The sequence below is a fragment of the Streptomyces sp. NPDC059255 genome (assembly GCF_042752355.1).
Taxonomy (GTDB): Bacteria; Actinomycetota; Actinomycetes; order Streptomycetales; family Streptomycetaceae; genus Streptomyces.
In genome coordinates this window covers 289,220-304,537 of record NZ_JBHYZP010000001.1, presented here as the reverse complement: position 1 = coordinate 304,537, position 15,318 = coordinate 289,220, and the positions used below count along the sequence as shown (strand labels likewise).

The following is a 15,318-nucleotide window of genomic DNA, read 5'->3' as shown; positions in this document are numbered from 1 at the left end:
CGCGCGGGCCGGGCGGCGCGCGGGCCGGGCGGCGGCCTCGTCCGGCGAGCGCGCCGGGCGCTGCGGGTGTGTCTCACGCACCGGGGCGCGGGGCTCTCCCCGCCAGTCCCCTGACCGGCAGTTCGTCCGCGGGCGATCGCCGGCCCGCCCCGGCGTCCTGGCGTACCGCCGATCCGTACCACCGGGCGAGCGGACCCGAGGTGAGGCCGTGCGCCACGACGCTGAGCAGAACGGTACAGACCACCACCGGCACCACCACCCGGGCGGCGGCGGGCGCGAGCCCCTCGACGGCCAGCAGCCCGAAGATGACGGACGCGAGCCCGCGTGGCCCGAACCAGCCGACGAACAGCACGGTCCTGCGGTCCAGCCCGCTGCCCAGCAGGGCCAGCGCCACCGGCACCATCCGGATCACCGTCAGGCTCAGTACCGCGTAGCAGACGGCCTGCCAGGTCAGATGCTCCAGCGCCGCCGGGAGCATGACGGCCCCGAACATGAGCCAGACCAGCAGGGACAGCACCGACGCCGACTGCTCGACGAACGCGAGCTGCCACTCCGGAGCGCCTTCCCCGTACGCCGTTCCGAACGCCAGCCCGGCGACGAAGGCCGCGACGAACCCGTTGCCGCCGAGCGCGATCGCCGAGGTGTAACAGAGCAGGGCGAGGGCCAGCACGGCGGCTCCCGCGGAACTCTCCACCGTCCAGGACCGGCGCAGCGCGGAGCGCACCAGCAGGCCCGAGACCAGACCGATCGCCGCCCCGTACACCAGGCCGATGAGCAGTTCCACGAGGGCGCCACCGGCCCCCTCATGCCCCGCGCCTCCCCCGGCGGCGGCCAGACCGGCGAGTGACAGGACGACGACGGGGGTGGCGATGCCGTCGTTGAGACCGCTCTCCACATTGATCGTCCGGCGGATCCGGGCGGGAACCACCGGGTTGTTCATCATCGAGGCGCCGAGCGCCGCGTCCGTGGGAGCCAGCGCGGTTCCCAGGTAGAGCGCGGCCCAGCCGGACACACCGGGAACAAGACCGAGCGCCACCAGGGTGCCGAGTCCGATGCACAGCGGCAGCCCGATCAGCAGGAGGCGCGCGTACAGACCGAGGTCCGGGCGCAGCGACCGGAGGGAGAGCCGCGCCGCGTCGGTGAAGAGCACCCAGGTGAGGGTGGTTTCCACCAGTGTCCTGACCGTCGCCGGCGACGGCACGAGCTCCTCCGTGCCGAACCCGTGGTGCAGCAGGAAACCCGCGGCCACGAACACGACGGGGGCGGTGAGTTCGACGCGCGCCACCTTCTGTGCGCACAGGCCCCACGCGAACAGCAGGAGCAGGATGAGGGAGAAGACGGCGTCCACCCGGCCGAGCGTACGGAGCCACGCGCGCGTCGGGTGGGGGGCCGCGCCGGGGACCTCCGCGTGTTCACCCCACGTCCGGCCCGCCGCGCGGCGTTCGGGGACGGGCGCGGGTCGCCACCCGGACGGGTTGTTCCGAGGCCCCGTCCGGGTGCGAGGCGCGGCCGCGGAACGACTCGGTCAGGCCGAGGCCCGTACCACCAGTTCCGGGCGGACCCAGGCGTCCGCGCCGCTCAGTGGCTCCTCGCCCGCGCGCAGCCGGGCCACCTGCTCGACGGCGAGCCGCCCGAGCTGCCGCTTGTCGAGATGCAGGGTGGTCAGGGCGGGTTCCACCAGTTCACCCAGGGAGAGCCCGTCGAACCCCATGACGGCGAGGTCGTCGGGTACGCGCCGGCCGTGCCGCCGGGCGGCGCGCATCGCTCCGACGGCGATCAGATCGTTGAAGCCGAAGACCGCGGTGATCTCGGGCCGTACCTCCAGCAGCCGTTCAAGACCCGCCTCACCGCCCGCGACGCTGTGCTCGGGGCACAGCACGACCCAACTCCGGTCGAGCGCCAGGCCGTGCCGGCGCGCCTCGGCCAGAAAGGCCTCCCGCCGCGGGCCGGGAGCGTCCGGCCGGTCGCCGTCCAGCATGCCGATCCTGCGGTGCCCCGCGCGGACCAGGTGGGCGACGCCCTGCGCCAGCCCGGCGGCCGCGTCGATGCCCACGGCGGCGAACCGGGTCTGCTGGGGCCCGCGCTCCAGCAGTACGAGCGGTACACCGCCGAGGTGCCGGGCGAGGGCGTCGTCCTCGTTCTTGAAGTAGCCCACGACCGCGTCCGTCTGGTGGGACAGTACGTCGAGGGCCTCCCGCTCCCTGGCGTCGTCGGTGCGGGTGTCCCACACCACCACCTGCCAGCCGCGCTGTTCGGCGGCCTCCAGCACACCGGCGGCCACCTCGGGGAAGAACGGGTTCATCAGGTCCGGGATCACCAGACCCGCGGTCACCGCCCCTTTGCGGACGAGGCCCCGCGCGAACCGGCTCGGCCGGTAGTCCAGCAGACGGGCCGTCTCCAGCACCCGTTCCTTCGTGGCCGGGTCGATTTCTCCCTTGTTGTTTACCGCCCGGGAGACCGTCTGTCGTGATACCCCGGCCAGTCGCGCGACATCGTGGATCGTGGCCCGGTGGTGAGGGCCGTCAGGCTCGTCGATCGTGGCTCCCGTTGCTGGTTGTCGGCCCACACGCTGTGCACTGTAGCCGGTCACTACGGCTCCGGCGCCAGGTATGCCGTGGAGGGGGAACGGGGGCGATTCCACGTCGCCGCCGTCCGGTTCCACGGGCATTCACATCTTCGTCGCCCCCGCGGCGAGGTCCCGCAGGAAGTGCCGCGCCCCGATCAGGAAGACGACGATCAGCGGGACGACACTCATCAGCGCCCCCGCCATCACCAGGGCGTAGTCGGTGTTGTAGGCCACGTTGAGGTTGGCGAGGGCGACCTGGAGGGTGAGCCGGTCGGGGTTGACCAGGACCACCAGCGGCCAGATGTAGTCGTTCCAGATCTGGATGAAGGTGAAGATGCCGAGGAACGCCAGCGCGGGCCGGAAGAGGGGCAGCGCGATCTGCGCGTACAGCCGGAAGAAGCCCGCGCCGTCGATCCGTCCGGCGTCGAGGAGTTCGTCGGGCAGCGAGTTCTGCGCGTACTGGCGCATCCAGAAGATGCCGAACGCGTTGGCCGCGCCCGGAATGATCAGCGCCTTCAGTGTGCCGGCCCACCCGAACTCGGCCATGGTGACGAACTGCGGCACCAGTGACAGCTGCGCGGGGATCATGTACGTCGCCATGAGGGCGCCGAAGAGGAACTTCTTGGCCGGGAAGTCGTACTTGGCGAAGGCGAAGGCGGCCAGGGAGTCGAAGAACAGCACCAGGACCGTGCCCGTCACGGCGACCACCACGGTGTTGAACAGCGAGGTGAAGAAGTCGATGCGGTGGATCACCTCCTGCATGTTGTGCAGCAGTTGGGTGCCCGGCACCAATGTGGGCGGATAGCTCAGGATGTCCTGACTGGTGACCGAGGCCATCACCACCAGCCAGTAGAAGGGGAACATCGAGACCAGCACCCCGAGGAGCAGGGCCGCACGGACCCAGATCCGGGCCGCACGGCTGCCGGCGCCGATGGCGAGCCCCGCGTGCGAGGCCGTGGGGTCAGCGGCCATTGCGGGCCCCCTTGCGCAGGGTGAAGCCGCGTCGGTCGTCGCGGTCGGAGCCCGACACCAGCCGCCAGTTGATGACGGCGAAGAGCGCGATGATCGCGAACAGGAGCCAGCCCATCGCGGCCCCGTAACCGAACTGGAGGTCGTTGAAGGACCTCTGCCACAGATAGAGCACGATGGTCATACCTTCCTGGCCGGGACCGCCGGTGGACCCCGGGTCGTCCGAGTAGAAGAGCACTTGGGGCTCGGTGAAAATCTGCAGGCCGTTGATGGTGGACGTGATGACGGCGAACAGGATCACCGGCCGCAACTGCGGGACCACGACACGGAAGAGGACCTGCCGGCTGTTCGCCCCGTCGACCCGGGCGGCCTCGAAGAGTTCGGTGGGAATGGCCTGGATACCGGCGAGGAAGATCAGGGCGTTGTAGCCGACCCACCGCCAGATGATCATGATCGAGACGGCAGCCTTGATGCCGAGGTCCGAGCTCAGCCAGCCGACGCCGTCCACCCCGACCGCCTTGAGCAGCGAGTTGGCCAGGCCGGTCTGGGCGAAGACCGAGCCGAAGACGATGGTCATGGCGACCATCGACGTGACGTTGGGGATGAAGTACGCGACCCGGTAGGCGGCGGAGAAGCGCACCTGCGAATGGAGCAGGAAGGCGAGCCCCAGGGCCAGGAGGAGCATCGGCACCGTGGAGAAGAACCAGATCTCGAAGGTGTTGAGGATCGCGTGCCAGAACACCGGGTCGTGGAGCAGCCAGTCGTACTGCTGCAGCCCGACGAAGCGCATGTCGCCGATGCCGTCCCAGTCCTGGAAGGACAGGTAGAGCGAGAAGAACACGGGGAAGGCCCCGAAGACGGCGAAGAGCAGGTAGTACGGGGAGATGGCGAGGTACGAGGGCAGGTGGCGCCGCCACCGCCCGGGCGGCCCCCCGGCGCGGGCGGGCCGGCCGGCCGCCCCCTTGCCGCTGGGGGCCGCCGGGGCCTCGGGGGCTTCCGCTACGGTGGCCATGTCAGCTCACCCCCCGCTGGGACAGCGCGGTTTCGGCGGCGTTCATGGCATCCCGCCAGGCCTTGTCGGGGTTCTTGCCGAGCGTTTCCACGTTGGTCAGCTCCTGGAAGACGGGGGTGTTGGCGGTCGCCTCGTAGGGGCTGGAGTAGATGACCGGGGCTTTCTCGGCGGCCGGGCCGAAGACGTCCACAGGGATCTGACCGCCGAAGAAGGGATCGGGTTCACGCATCGCCGCCGTGGTGTACACGGACGGGGTCGTGGGGAACAGCGCCATCTCCTGATAGCTCTTCAACTGGTTCTCGGGCCCGAGCATCCACCGGAGGAAGGCGAACGCCCCTTCCGGGTCGCGGCAGTAGCGCGTGACGCCCACGTACGAGCCGCCGTAGTTGGTCGGCCCGCCCGGCATCGCGGTCAGCCGCCAGGAACCGGAGGTCCTCGGCGCCACGTTCTTGAGGCCGTTGATCCCCCACACCGCGTTGAGCAGGGAGGCGACCCGGCCGCCGCTCACGGCCGCGTTGTAGTCGGGCTGGTTGTCCAGGAACCCGGCGCTGAGTCCCTGGCGGTGCGCTTCCACAGCCACGTCCCAGGCGTGTTTGACGTGCTCCTGGTCCCCGATGAACCGGTCGTCGGCGTCGACGAACTGCCGCGGGCTCTGGTACAGGACCATCCGGAAGACGTAGCTGATCTGCGAGACCAGGAAGGGCTTGCCGGGCGCCCTGGCCTTGAGGGTCCGGCCCACCGAGAGGTACTTCTCCCAGGTGGAGGTGGCCTCGGCGACCTCCACCGGCTCGGTGGGCAGACCCGCCTTCCCGAAGAGGTCCGGGCGGTAGTAGAGCGCTGTCGGCCCCGCGTCGAGCGGGAAGCCGATCAGCCGGCCCGTCGGGCTGATGCCGCTCTTCCACTTCCATTCCAGGTACTGGTCCTCGACGGCCTCCGCGCCGAGGTCCCGCAGGTCCAGGAACTCCTGTTCGTCCGGGAAGAACTCGGAGATGCCGGAGTTCACACAGGCCAGATCCGGTACGTAGGCCTGCGCGGCCATGCTGGTGCGCAGCTTCGACTTGTAGTCGCCGGCGATCGGCGAACCCTTCACCTTCAGTCCGGGCACCCCGGGCACCGACCGCGCGGAAGCGGCGAGGAGTTTCTCGCTCAGCGCTCCGTTCCAGTACCAGATGCTGAGACGGTCGGTGCCCGCGGAGGCCGAGCCGTTGCCCGCCCCGCATCCCGGCAGACCCAGCAGGGCGGCGCCCGCGCCCCCCAGGGAGGCCCCCAGCAGACGCCTGCGGGACATCGTTCGGTGTTCCATGGGCTCGCACTCGCTTTCCGGACACGGCTCGGCCGGGGCATGCGCCGGCCCGGCCCGCTGACGGGGTGGGGAAGATCGTGAACAGCGTCGACAACTCGCTACGTCGACGACGCCGACCACGCTGATGAAGCCGGCATTCCGACAACGATGTCAGCGGGTGATTCCAGGGCTCTGGCCGACATCGTCGCGGCGCCGTGAACGTTCACGTGAACGTTGCCGTCGAGTATCGGCGCGGCCGAAAACCACTGTCAAGAGACGTGCACCGGCTGGATGACCGACGTGTTTCCGATGGCGTGCTCCTCACCGCGACACGGCACCGCCGACAGCACCGCCGGGGCCGGGCGGGCAGCCACGGGGGCAACTGGGGCAACCGCGCGGGCCGTCGCGCGGGCTGCCACGCGGGCCGTCGTACGAGCCGTCGTACGGGCCCCGCGCGGGAGCAACTTCCCACCGGTTCTTTGAGGTTAGGGTGTCGCCAGCGATCGACGAGGCGCGTGCGTGCTTCGCCGCCGGCCGCTCCCGCCGAGCGGCCCCATCCGGCGTGAACGCCGGGTTCGCACGGTTGTCGACCCTTCGAGAGGACCCAGCATGGCCCATCCGTTCTCCTTGACGCGCCGCACCGTCTTCAGAGCGGCCGCCGTCGCGGCGGGCGTTGCCGCCGTGCCCACGCTCCTCCCGGCCGTGCCCGCCAAGGCTTCCCGTACGGTCCGCGTACCCGGCATCCGCGCGAAGGCCGTCGTCGGTGCCGCCGCGCGGGCCGTGGAAGCGGACTTTCCCATCGGATACGTGGGCGTGACCTGGAGCGGGCCCCAGCGGGGCGCCGGCATCAGGCTGCTGGAACAGGACGGCAACCGCGGGGCGTGGACGGCGCTCCGGCCGACGTGCGTGGCCGGCGCCGACGCGGACGGCCCCGCGTCGTCGGGGCGCGTCAGCGTGCTGGTTCCGGCCGACGGAGCGGCGGGGTACGAGCTGCGGTTCCCGGACGGGGCCACCGACACGCGCTCCACCGCCATCGACACGGTCAACGGGCCGGCCGTCGAACGCGCCGTCACCAGCACGACGGGGCAGTTCCTCGGCATCGACTACATCACCCGCGCGGGGTGGGGCGCCGACGAATCCCTTCGCTTCAAGGCCGACGGCAGCGAGAACTCGCCGCAGACCTACTACCCGGCACAGACCCTGACGGTGCACCACACGGCGGGCGCCAACGGCGATCCGGATCCGGCGGCCACCATCCGGGCGTACTACCACCTTCACGCGATCGAGAACGACTGGGGCGACATCGGCTACCACTTCCTGATCGACGAAGCGGGCCGTGTCTACGAAGGGCGTTTTTCGGGCACGGACGGAATGCCGGCCCATGACGCCGACGGAAAGATGGTGACCGCCTTCCACGCCGCCGGCTTCAACTCCGGCAACCTCGGCATCGCGCTGCTGGGTACGTTCACCGACCAGTCGCCGACGCCCGAGACCCGGCAGTCGCTCACCAGGCTGCTGACGGCGCTCTCCGACTACCACGGCTTCGATCCCCAGGCCGCCGTCACTTTCGTCAACCCGGTCAACGGCGTGACGAGGGACGTCCAGATGATCAGCGGTCACCGTGACTGGCTCGTCACCGACTGCCCCGGCGCCACGCTGTACGACGGACTGCCCGCCCTGCGCGCGGACGTCGCCTCGGCGCGGCCGGAGAACCGGGCCCGGAAGCTCTGAGACCGGCAGCGTCGGTACCGGTGCCTCCCGCCGGTGAGGGAGGCACCGGCCGGCGTCGTCACGGCGGCCGGTCCCCGGCTGCGCCGCGGTGCGGGATTCCCTCTGTCTAGGGTGGAGTCCATGCCCACCTCAACTCCCGCTCCGCCGCCTTTCCTTGATCCCGAGCTGACCGCCGGGCCGACCGCCGACCCGTACGCCGTGTACGCGCGGCTCCGCGAGGCGGGGCCCGTCCACCGCGTCGCGGGGACGGACGGGCTGCCGGCCTGGCTGGTCACGCGTTACGACGACGTACGCCAGGCCCTCGCCGATCCGCGGCTCTCCCTGGACAAGCGCAACGCGGCGCCCGGCGGCTACCAGGGGCTGGCGCTGCCGCCGGCGCTGGACGCCAACCTGCTGAACATGGACCCGCCCGACCACACCCGGATCCGGCGTCTCGTGTCCCAGGCGTTCACCCCGCGGCGTATCGCCCTCCTGCGCGAACCCGTCAGGAAGACGGCCGACCTGCTGCTGGACGCCATCGCACCGCACGGCCACGCCGACCTGATCGCCTCCTACGCCGCGCCGCTGCCGATCACCGTGATCTGCGATCTGCTGGGCGTGGCCCCGCACCACCGGCAGGACTTCAGGTCCTGGACCGATGCCCTGGTGGCCCCCGACCCCGCGCGACCGGACCGGGCCAAGGGAGCCGTCCGGTCCATGCTGGCCTTCTTCACCCGGCTCATCGCCGACAAGCGCGCCGCCCCCGCCGACGACCTGGTCTCCGGCCTGATCGCCGTACGCGACCACGAGGACCGGCTGAGCGAGGACGAGCTGATGTCCCTGGTCTTCCTCATCCTCTTCGCCGGGTACGAGAACACGGTCCATCTGATCGGCAACGCCACCCTGGCCCTGCTCAGCCACCCCGGCCAACTGGCCGCGCTCCGCGCCGACCCCGGCCAGCTGAGCGGCGCGGTCGAGGAGCTGGCCCGCTACGACGGGCCCGCGCCCCTGGCCATCCGCCGGTTCCCCACCGAGGACATCACCATCGGCGGGGTCGGCATTCCGGCCGGTGAGACCGTCCTGCTGTCGCTGGCCTCCGCGCACCGCGACCCGCACCGCTACGCCGAACCCGACCGCCTCGACATCGGCCGCGACGCCACCGGCCACCTCGCCCTCGGTCACGGCATCCACTACTGCCTCGGCGCGCCCCTGGCCCGCATGGAGACCGAGATCGCCCTCGCCGCGCTCCTCGACCGCTTCCCCGGGCTCGCCCTCGGCACCCCGCCGGAGGGCCTGCGGTGGCGGCCGTCGCTGCGCGCCCGCGGCCTGCTCGCACTGCCGGTCACTTACTGACCGGTGGTCAGCTCTCGCGGGTCGTAGAACCGGCGTTCCACCACGGCTCGGGCGCGCCGGGTGGTGCGGCGGTAGTCCTCCACCATCTCGCCGGCGTGGCCAGGGCCGTAGCCCAGGTAGCGGCCCACCGCGGCCAGTTCACGGACGTCCGTCGGGAAGGTGTCGCCGGGGGCGGCCGCGGACCAGCATGACGGCGTTGCGGACCCGGCTGGCCAGCACCCACGCCTCGTCGAGGGTCCCGGCGTCCTCGGTGGGGATCAGTCCGGCGGCGTGGGCGGCGGCCAGGGTCTCGCGCGTGCGGGTGGTGCGCAGACCGGGCTCGGCCCAGCCGTGGCGCATCTGGAGCAGCTGGACGGTCCACTCGACATCGCAGAGGCCGCCCCGGCCGAGCTTGGTGTGGGCGGTGGGGTCGGCGCCGCGCGGCAGCCGCTCGGACTCCATGCGGGCCTTGAGCCGCCGGATCTCGCGGACCGCGTCCTCGCCCAGGCCCCGGTGCGGATAGCGCAGCGGATCGATCAGCTCGATGAAGCGCGCGCCGAGACCGGGGTCGCCCGCGACCGGTTCGGCGCGCAGCAGCGCCTGGCTCTCCCAGACCTGCGCCCAACGGCGGTAGTAGGCGACGTACGAGGCGAGGGGTGGAGCCATGCGCGCCGCCTCCCTGCCCGGCCGGCATTTCCGCGCCGGCATGGTCAGGGCCCGCCGACGAGCCCAAGTGAACGCCCTTGCGATGCCGACCCGGATCATTCCTCAAGACATTGATTATTTACTGGTTCTCACGACTGGTACTCACGCCGCACCGACCAGAACGCGTCGAGCCGTCACGGAATCCTCTTATCCCCTTCTCGCCTTATACCGGACGGGCCGGGCGGCTGCATTTCGACAGGACCGGCACGCACTTTTTCGTTACCCGTACCAGGCGAAACGCCAGAATCCGGCGGTAAAAACGTAAGAGGCGTCGTCGACGCAGGTCAAGGCGGAGGCGATAAAACGTTGACCAATGCATTGATGCGCGAATGAGGGCAAAGCGGATTCACATGACGCCGCGTCCGCGAAGTTTTGGACAATGCTTTTCTTAGCGAGCCCCTTCGCCTCCCAGACACCCTCCTGCGGCTCTTTTGATCAATGTTCGCCAAACATTTGTCCGCGTTTTGAACGCGTCGGCAGAGAACGCGAGGGCGCCGTCACAGCGTCATCGTCAGCACGGCGCCACTGGACCCCGTGGTTCCAGGCGGACCACGATGCCTTTGGATGTCGGCGTGTTGCTGGTGTCGGCCACACTGTCCAGAGGTACGAGGACGTTGGCCTCCGGGTAGTAGGCGGCGGCGCATCCGGGGGTCGTGGGATAGGAGACGAGCCGGAAGTCCTCGGCACGTCGTTCGGTGCCGTCCCGCCCGACACCGACCACATCCACCTGGGCGCCGTCCTTCAGCCCGAGGGCGCGCAGGTCGGCGGGGTGGACGAGCACGATCCGGCGGGATCCGTGGATGCCCCGGTACCGGTCATCGGTCGTGTAGGGCACGGTGTTCCACTGGTCGTGGGAGCGTAGCGTCTGGAGCAGGAGATGCCCTTCCGGGGCGCTCAGCGCCTCGAATGCGTTGCGGGAGAACAGTGCTCTGCCGCCGGGGGTGGGGAAAACGCCCTCGTTCACGGGGTTGGGCAGCGCGAAGCCGCCCGGCTTGCGCACCCGTGTGTTGAAGTTCTCGAAGCCGGGCACGACCCGCGCGATGCGGTCCCTGATGTTGCCGTAGTCCGCCTCGAAGTCTTCCCAGGGGACGGACACCTTGTCGCCGAGGGTCCGGCGGGCCAGCCTGCTGAGGATCGCGACCTCGCTGAGCAGGTGACTCGACGCCGGGGCCAGGTGCCCGGACGAGGCGTGCACCTGGCTCATGGAGTCCTCGACGGTGATGAACTGCTCTTCGCCGTTCTGACAGTCCCTTTCGCTGCGGCCGAGGGTCGGGAGGATCAGGGCGGTGTCGCCGCAGACGGTGTGGGAGCGGTTCAGTTTGGTGGAGATGTGCGCGGTGAGGCGGCACCCGCGCATCGCCTTCTCGGTGAGGTCGCTGTCGGGGGCGGCCCGTACGAAATTGCCCGCGAGACCGAGAAAGACCCTGGCCCGGCCCGCCAGCATCGCCCGGATGGAGGCAACCGTGTCCAGCCCGTGGTGGGCGGGCGGGGTGAAGGCGAACTCGCGTGCCAGTGCGTCCAGGAACTCCTTGGGCATCTGCTCCCAGATCCCCATGGTCCGGTCGCCCTGGACATTGCTGTGCCCGCGTACGGGGCAGACGCCGGCGCCGGGCCGGCCGATGTTCCCCCGCAGGAGCTGGAAGTTCACCAGTTCGCGGATGGTGGGGACCCCGTGCTTCTGCTGGGTGAGTCCCATGGCCCAGCAGACGACGATCCGCTCGCTGACCAGGACCCGGTCCCGCAGTTCCTCGATCTGGTCCCGCGTCAGACCGGTGGCGGCCAGGACGTCCGGCCAGGAGACGGTGGCGCGAAGGTGGGCGGCGAACTCCTCGAACCCGCTGGTGTGCCGGTCGATGAACTCCCGGTTCAGCGCCGTCCCCGGCGCGGCGTCCTCGGCCTCCAGCAGGAGCAGGTTCAGCGCCTGGAAGAGGGCGAGGTCGCCACCCAGCCGGATCTGCAGGAACTGGTCGGCGATGGTGGTACCCCGGCCGACCACCCCGCGCGGCTTCTGCGGGTTCTTGAAGCGCATGAGGCCCGCTTCGGGGAGTGGGTTGACAGCGACGATCCGGCCGCCCCCGCGCTTGGTCTCCTCCAGTGCGGAGAGCATCCGCGGGTGGTTGCTTCCCGGGTTCTGCCCCACGATGAGCACCAGGTCGGCGTGGTGGATGTCCAGCAGGCTCACATCGCCCTTGCCGATGCCCAGCGTCTCGTGCAGGGCCGCGCCGCTCGACTCGTGGCACATGTTGGAGCAGTCGGGGAGGTTGTTGGTCCCCAGGGCCCGGGCGAAGAGCTGGAGAACGAAGGCGGGCTCGTTGCCGGCCCGGCCCGAGGTGTAGAAGATCGCCTCGTCCGGGGAGTCCATGGCCTGCAGCTCGTCGGCGATCAGACCCAGGGCGTCGTGCCAGTTGATCGGCTCGTAGTGATCCGCGCCCGGCCGTTTCACCATGGGATGGGTGAGCCGGCCCTGCTGGTTCAGCCACCGGTCCGAGGCCCGCCCCAGTTCGGAGACCGAATGCCGCCGGAAGAAGTCCGGAGTGACGCGCCGCGTGGTGGCTTCGTCGTTGGCGTGCTTGGCTCCGTTCTCGCAGTACTCGTTCCTGTGGCGTTCGCCCGGCGCGGGGTCCGGCCAGGCGCAGCCCGGGCAGTCGAAGCCCTTGGTCTGGTTGATGTCGAGCAGGTTCAGTGCCGTACGGCGCGCCGTTGTCTCACCCAGGGAGTACTCGACCGCGTGCACCACCGCCGGGACTCCGGCCGCCCACTTCTTCGGCGGGGTGATCTTCGCCTGCTCGCCGCCCGGGTCACCGTTCGATGGTTCTCGCACCGCCACAACCTTCCGCCTCGGGTCTTCACGTCGTACGGGCTGCTTCAGCCGGTCGGCCAGTTCGGCACGTGCGGCGGCGGGCGGTCCGAGTCCGGTTCCACATGCCCACCGCTGATCGTTCCCCGCCACCGCCCGGTCTCCCGGCCCTGGCCCTCGATGTACTCCTTGAACCGCCGGAGATCCGCGCGCACCTGCCTGCGGACCAGGCCCAGGGCGTCCGCGGCACGCTCGGCGGCGCCGCGCGGAGTGAAACCGATACGGAGGGTGACCCGGCAGCGGTTGTCGCCCAGTGACCGGAAACGCACCGATCCGGTCAGGCGGGGCTCGCCCACCGTGCGCCACTCCACCCGGTCGTCGGGGCGCTGCTCGGTGATCTCCGCGTCGAACTCGCGGGACACGCCGCCGAATCCGGTCACCCAGTGCGTCACGGAGGAGTTCGACCGTTCCACTCGGCGCACTCCGCTCATGAACTGGGGAAAGCACTCGAATTGGGTCCACTGGTTGTAGGCCGTTTGGACCGGCACGTCGACGTCGACCGCGCCTTCGATGACGCTCATGGTTGCCCTGCCTCTCCGCGGCGGCACCGGTGCCGCCGCACCCGGCCGTGGTGCCACGCCACTGGGTGCCCGTTCCGCGCGATTCCAATCCGGGCGATGTCGTACGAAACCACTGTGGCTCGGGTGAGAGGCCGCCGCCTGTCAGCGGCCGGGGGCCTTGCGCGGTCGCCGTGTCCATCGAGGCGGCTCTCGATGCCGGTCCCCCGGGAAACGCCGGAAGGCGGTACCGGATTTCTCCGGTACCGCCTGCGACCTGCTCGCGCGTAGTCGTTCTCCCGGTGCACCTGCCGCTGAGCCTCATCGAGGCCGTGATCGAGGCAACGCCATCCTGCCCGTCGTCGGGCAGGGCCGCCGAGGCCGACCTCCCCTCGCGCACCGTCCTGACCGCGCTCCCGGGTGTCAGCGGCCGCTGGAGGCTCCGGCATAGGGGAGCAGGGCCATCTCGCGGGCGTTCTTGATGGCGGCGGCAAGCTTGCGCTGCTGCCGGGCGGTGACGCGAGTGACGCGGCGGCTGCGGATCTTGCCCCGTTCGGAGATGAACTTGCGCAGCAGATCGGTGTCCTTGTAGTCGATGTACGTGATCCTGGCCGCGTCGAGCGGGTTGGGGCGGGACTTGGCTGGCTTGCGGATTTCCGGGCGGCGGGCCATGAGTGTTGCTCCTTGGGTACGGGGAGTTGTCGGCGGGGTCAGGCGGGGTCGAGGAGGGCGTCGAAGGCCGCGGGGAGGTGCTGCCACGCCTCGCGTCCGGCGGCGTACTCGGCGTCCGTCAGCAGGCAGGACTCAAGGAGCTGTTCGAGCCCTTCGCGTTCCAGTCCGGGGGAGGTGAAGACGAGGTGCTGGCAGCAGTCGCCGTGTTCGGGGTGCCAGTCCAGTGATGCGGCCGCCTGCCGCATGGGCGGGATCATCTCCCAGGCCGCGTCGGGCAGAGAGGCCAGCCACGGGCCGACGTTCTCCACGCACAGGGCGCCGCCCGCGGCGTCCCAGGCGAGCAGGGTGTCGGGGCGGTCGGCGAGCCAGAACCGGCCGCGGCTGCGTGCGGCCGCGCAGCACAGGTCCTCCAATGCCTCGTAGAGGCGCCCAGGGTGGAAGGGCCGGCGGCGGCGCCAGACGAGCGTGGTCACCCCGGCCTCGTCGGCGTCCTGGGGCAGCAGCGCGCACGCCGGATGCTGGGCGGCGGCGGCCGTCTCGACGTCGAAGCCGGCGAAGGCGACCTCGGCGAGTTCAGCGAGTCCGCCGGAGTGCGCTGCCACCTGGCGGGCGGTGGGGTGCAGTTGCCTGAGGAGCGCGCGGTCCTCGCTGTCCGCCTCCTCGTTGTCGACCAGGGCGAGGACCGGCGCGTATTCCAGCTGGCGGGCCCAGGTGTCACCGACGGTACGCTGATCGGTCGGCGCGGCCCCCAGGCCGGCTTCGGCCAGGTCGTCGCCGTTGGCCAGGTACGGCAGCACGAGCGCGGGATCCACGGCGGTGATCACGCCGGTGAGGACCAGGCCGGCGTCCCCGTGAGCCGCGACGACTTCCGCCATCCCCTTCGGCTCGACCGAGTCCCACAGTTCGACGACGGCGAGCCGGGTCGAGCCACTGCCGGCCAGCCGCTCCAGCTCGGGGACGAGGTCCTCGCGCAGCGCGCAGCACGCGCAGTCGTTGACCAGCGGAGTCTCACCGTCCGAGAGGTGTCCGGAAGCGTCGCGGATCAGGCGGCGTACGGTTCCGCCGCCCGCGCCGGTCAGGTCGTGATGCAGGGCGACGCTGCCGGGGACGGACCGCAGGAGCAGGTCGACGACCTGTCTGCGGGCGTCCGCGTGGAGCCCGGCGACGATGACGACGGGCAGTCGGGGGTCCTGCGCCATCACCGGGTCCCGTAGCGGCGCTCGAAGCGTTCGACGCGGCCGGCGGTGTCCAGGACGCGGGCGGTGCCGGTGTAGAAGGGATGGCTCACCGAGGAGATCTCGACATCGACGACCGGGTAGGTGTGGCCGTCCTCCCACTCGATCGTCCTGTCGCTGGTCATCGTGGATCGGGTGAGGAAAGCGTGGTTCGAGGCGGAGTCACGGAAGACGACGGGGGCATAGACGGGGTGGATGCCGGGCTTCATGGCTGAGGCGGGCCTTTCGAGGACAGGGCGTGGGGTGGCGGAGCGTTTCAGCGCTCTTCACGGAAGTCGACATGACGACGGACGACGGGGTCGTACTTGCGCAGCACCATCCGGTCGGGGTCGTTGCGCCGGTTCTTACGGGTGACGTAGGTGAAGCCGGTGCCCGCGGTGGAGCGCAGCTTGACGACCGGGCGGAGTTCGTTGCGTGCCATGAGGCTAGTATATGGGAATGATTTCCATTACCAATAGGTAGTGGTCGCAGAGAGAGGCAG

General features: G+C 70.5%; 12 protein-coding genes and 2 pseudogenes. 2 read left to right on the top strand and 12 right to left on the bottom strand.

What is annotated here, in order from left to right:
- Positions 1–73: 73 nt before the first annotated feature.
- From ACFXKG_RS01345 to ACFXKG_RS01325, 5 genes and pseudogenes are all read right to left on the bottom strand, one after another.
- Positions 74–1,348, bottom strand: a complete 1,275-nt coding sequence (locus ACFXKG_RS01345) for a cation:proton antiporter (protein ID WP_384830415.1) — start codon at positions 1,346–1,348, stop codon at positions 74–76.
- 177 nt (positions 1,349–1,525) lie between these two features.
- A pseudogene (locus ACFXKG_RS01340) lies at positions 1,526–2,568 on the bottom strand (LacI family DNA-binding transcriptional regulator).
- Between the two features lie 100 nt (positions 2,569–2,668).
- Positions 2,669–3,538, bottom strand: a complete 870-nt coding sequence (locus ACFXKG_RS01335) for a carbohydrate ABC transporter permease (protein ID WP_384830412.1) — start codon at positions 3,536–3,538, stop codon at positions 2,669–2,671.
- Entirely contained in the window at positions 3,528–4,547 is a 1,020-nt protein-coding gene (locus tag ACFXKG_RS01330; RefSeq protein WP_384830409.1) for a carbohydrate ABC transporter permease, read from the bottom strand. Before ACFXKG_RS01330 ends, ACFXKG_RS01335 begins: the two co-directional genes overlap by 11 nt.
- 1 nt (position 4,548) lies before the next feature.
- Positions 4,549–5,835 carry an ABC transporter substrate-binding protein gene (locus tag ACFXKG_RS01325; RefSeq protein WP_384830407.1) on the bottom strand — a complete coding sequence of 429 codons (1,287 nt, stop codon included), beginning with the start codon at positions 5,833–5,835 and terminating at the stop codon, positions 4,549–4,551.
- A 603-nt stretch (positions 5,836–6,438) separates the two neighbouring features.
- Between ACFXKG_RS01325 and ACFXKG_RS01320 the strand changes: the two genes are divergently transcribed.
- Together ACFXKG_RS01320 and ACFXKG_RS01315 are read left to right on the top strand one after the other, a co-directional pair.
- Positions 6,439–7,560 (top strand): peptidoglycan recognition family protein, encoded by a 1,122-nt coding sequence (locus ACFXKG_RS01320; RefSeq protein ID WP_384830404.1) that lies wholly within the window; start codon positions 6,439–6,441, stop codon positions 7,558–7,560.
- Between the two features lie 120 nt (positions 7,561–7,680).
- Positions 7,681–8,892: a cytochrome P450 gene (locus ACFXKG_RS01315; RefSeq protein WP_384830400.1), complete on the top strand. Its 1,212-nt coding sequence runs from the start codon at positions 7,681–7,683 to the stop codon at positions 8,890–8,892.
- Here the strand turns inward: ACFXKG_RS01315 and ACFXKG_RS01310 are convergent.
- From ACFXKG_RS01310 to rpmG, 7 genes and pseudogenes are all read right to left on the bottom strand, one after another.
- Positions 8,886–9,528: pseudogene (locus ACFXKG_RS01310) on the bottom strand (bifunctional glutamine-synthetase adenylyltransferase/deadenyltransferase); the annotation flags it as partial. The gene ACFXKG_RS01315 and the pseudogene ACFXKG_RS01310 sit on opposite strands and share 7 nt — an antisense overlap.
- Positions 9,529–10,087: 559 nt before the next feature.
- The gene (locus ACFXKG_RS01305; protein WP_384830397.1) at positions 10,088–12,397 is read right to left on the bottom strand and encodes an FdhF/YdeP family oxidoreductase; all 2,310 of its coding nucleotides are present in this window, start codon (positions 12,395–12,397) and stop codon (positions 10,088–10,090) included.
- 44 nt (positions 12,398–12,441) lie between these two features.
- Positions 12,442–12,954 carry an SRPBCC family protein gene (locus tag ACFXKG_RS01300; protein ID WP_384830394.1) on the bottom strand — a complete coding sequence of 171 codons (513 nt, stop codon included), beginning with the start codon at positions 12,952–12,954 and terminating at the stop codon, positions 12,442–12,444.
- A 399-nt stretch (positions 12,955–13,353) separates the two neighbouring features.
- The gene (gene rpsR, locus ACFXKG_RS01295; RefSeq protein ID WP_384830391.1) at positions 13,354–13,602 is read right to left on the bottom strand and encodes a 30S ribosomal protein S18; all 249 of its coding nucleotides are present in this window, start codon (positions 13,600–13,602) and stop codon (positions 13,354–13,356) included.
- 38 nt (positions 13,603–13,640) lie between these two features.
- Complete coding sequence (locus ACFXKG_RS01290; RefSeq protein ID WP_384830388.1) at positions 13,641–14,801, bottom strand: CobW family GTP-binding protein; 1,161 nt, start codon at positions 14,799–14,801, stop codon at positions 13,641–13,643.
- The gene (locus tag ACFXKG_RS01285; protein WP_384830386.1) at positions 14,801–15,046 is read right to left on the bottom strand and encodes a type B 50S ribosomal protein L31; all 246 of its coding nucleotides are present in this window, start codon (positions 15,044–15,046) and stop codon (positions 14,801–14,803) included. The genes ACFXKG_RS01290 and ACFXKG_RS01285 overlap by 1 nt, the downstream gene beginning before the upstream one ends.
- Positions 15,047–15,093: 47 nt before the next feature.
- Positions 15,094–15,258, bottom strand: a complete 165-nt coding sequence (gene rpmG, locus ACFXKG_RS01280; RefSeq protein WP_384830383.1) for a 50S ribosomal protein L33 — start codon at positions 15,256–15,258, stop codon at positions 15,094–15,096.
- Positions 15,259–15,318: the final 60 nt, after the last annotated feature.

Excerpts from the sequence above, each read along its gene's own strand:
- ACFXKG_RS01335 (WP_384830412.1), bottom strand. The coding sequence starts at position 3,538 with ATGGCCGCTGACCCCACGGCCTCGCACGCGGGGCTCGCCATCGGCGCC.
- ACFXKG_RS01330 (WP_384830409.1), bottom strand. The coding sequence starts at position 4,547 with ATGGCCACCGTAGCGGAAGCCCCCGAGGCCCCGGCGGCCCCCAGCGGC.
- ACFXKG_RS01325 (WP_384830407.1), bottom strand. The coding sequence starts at position 5,835 with ATGTCCCGCAGGCGTCTGCTGGGGGCCTCCCTGGGGGGCGCGGGCGCC.
- ACFXKG_RS01320 (WP_384830404.1), top strand. The coding sequence starts at position 6,439 with ATGGCCCATCCGTTCTCCTTGACGCGCCGCACCGTCTTCAGAGCGGCC.
- ACFXKG_RS01315 (WP_384830400.1), top strand. The coding sequence starts at position 7,681 with ATGCCCACCTCAACTCCCGCTCCGCCGCCTTTCCTTGATCCCGAGCTG.
- ACFXKG_RS01300 (WP_384830394.1), bottom strand. The coding sequence starts at position 12,954 with ATGAGCGTCATCGAAGGCGCGGTCGACGTCGACGTGCCGGTCCAAACG.
- rpsR (WP_384830391.1), bottom strand. The coding sequence starts at position 13,602 with ATGGCCCGCCGCCCGGAAATCCGCAAGCCAGCCAAGTCCCGCCCCAAC.
- ACFXKG_RS01290 (WP_384830388.1), bottom strand. The coding sequence starts at position 14,801 with ATGGCGCAGGACCCCCGACTGCCCGTCGTCATCGTCGCCGGGCTCCAC.
- ACFXKG_RS01285 (WP_384830386.1), bottom strand. The coding sequence starts at position 15,046 with ATGAAGCCCGGCATCCACCCCGTCTATGCCCCCGTCGTCTTCCGTGAC.
- rpmG (WP_384830383.1), bottom strand. The coding sequence starts at position 15,258 with ATGGCACGCAACGAACTCCGCCCGGTCGTCAAGCTGCGCTCCACCGCG.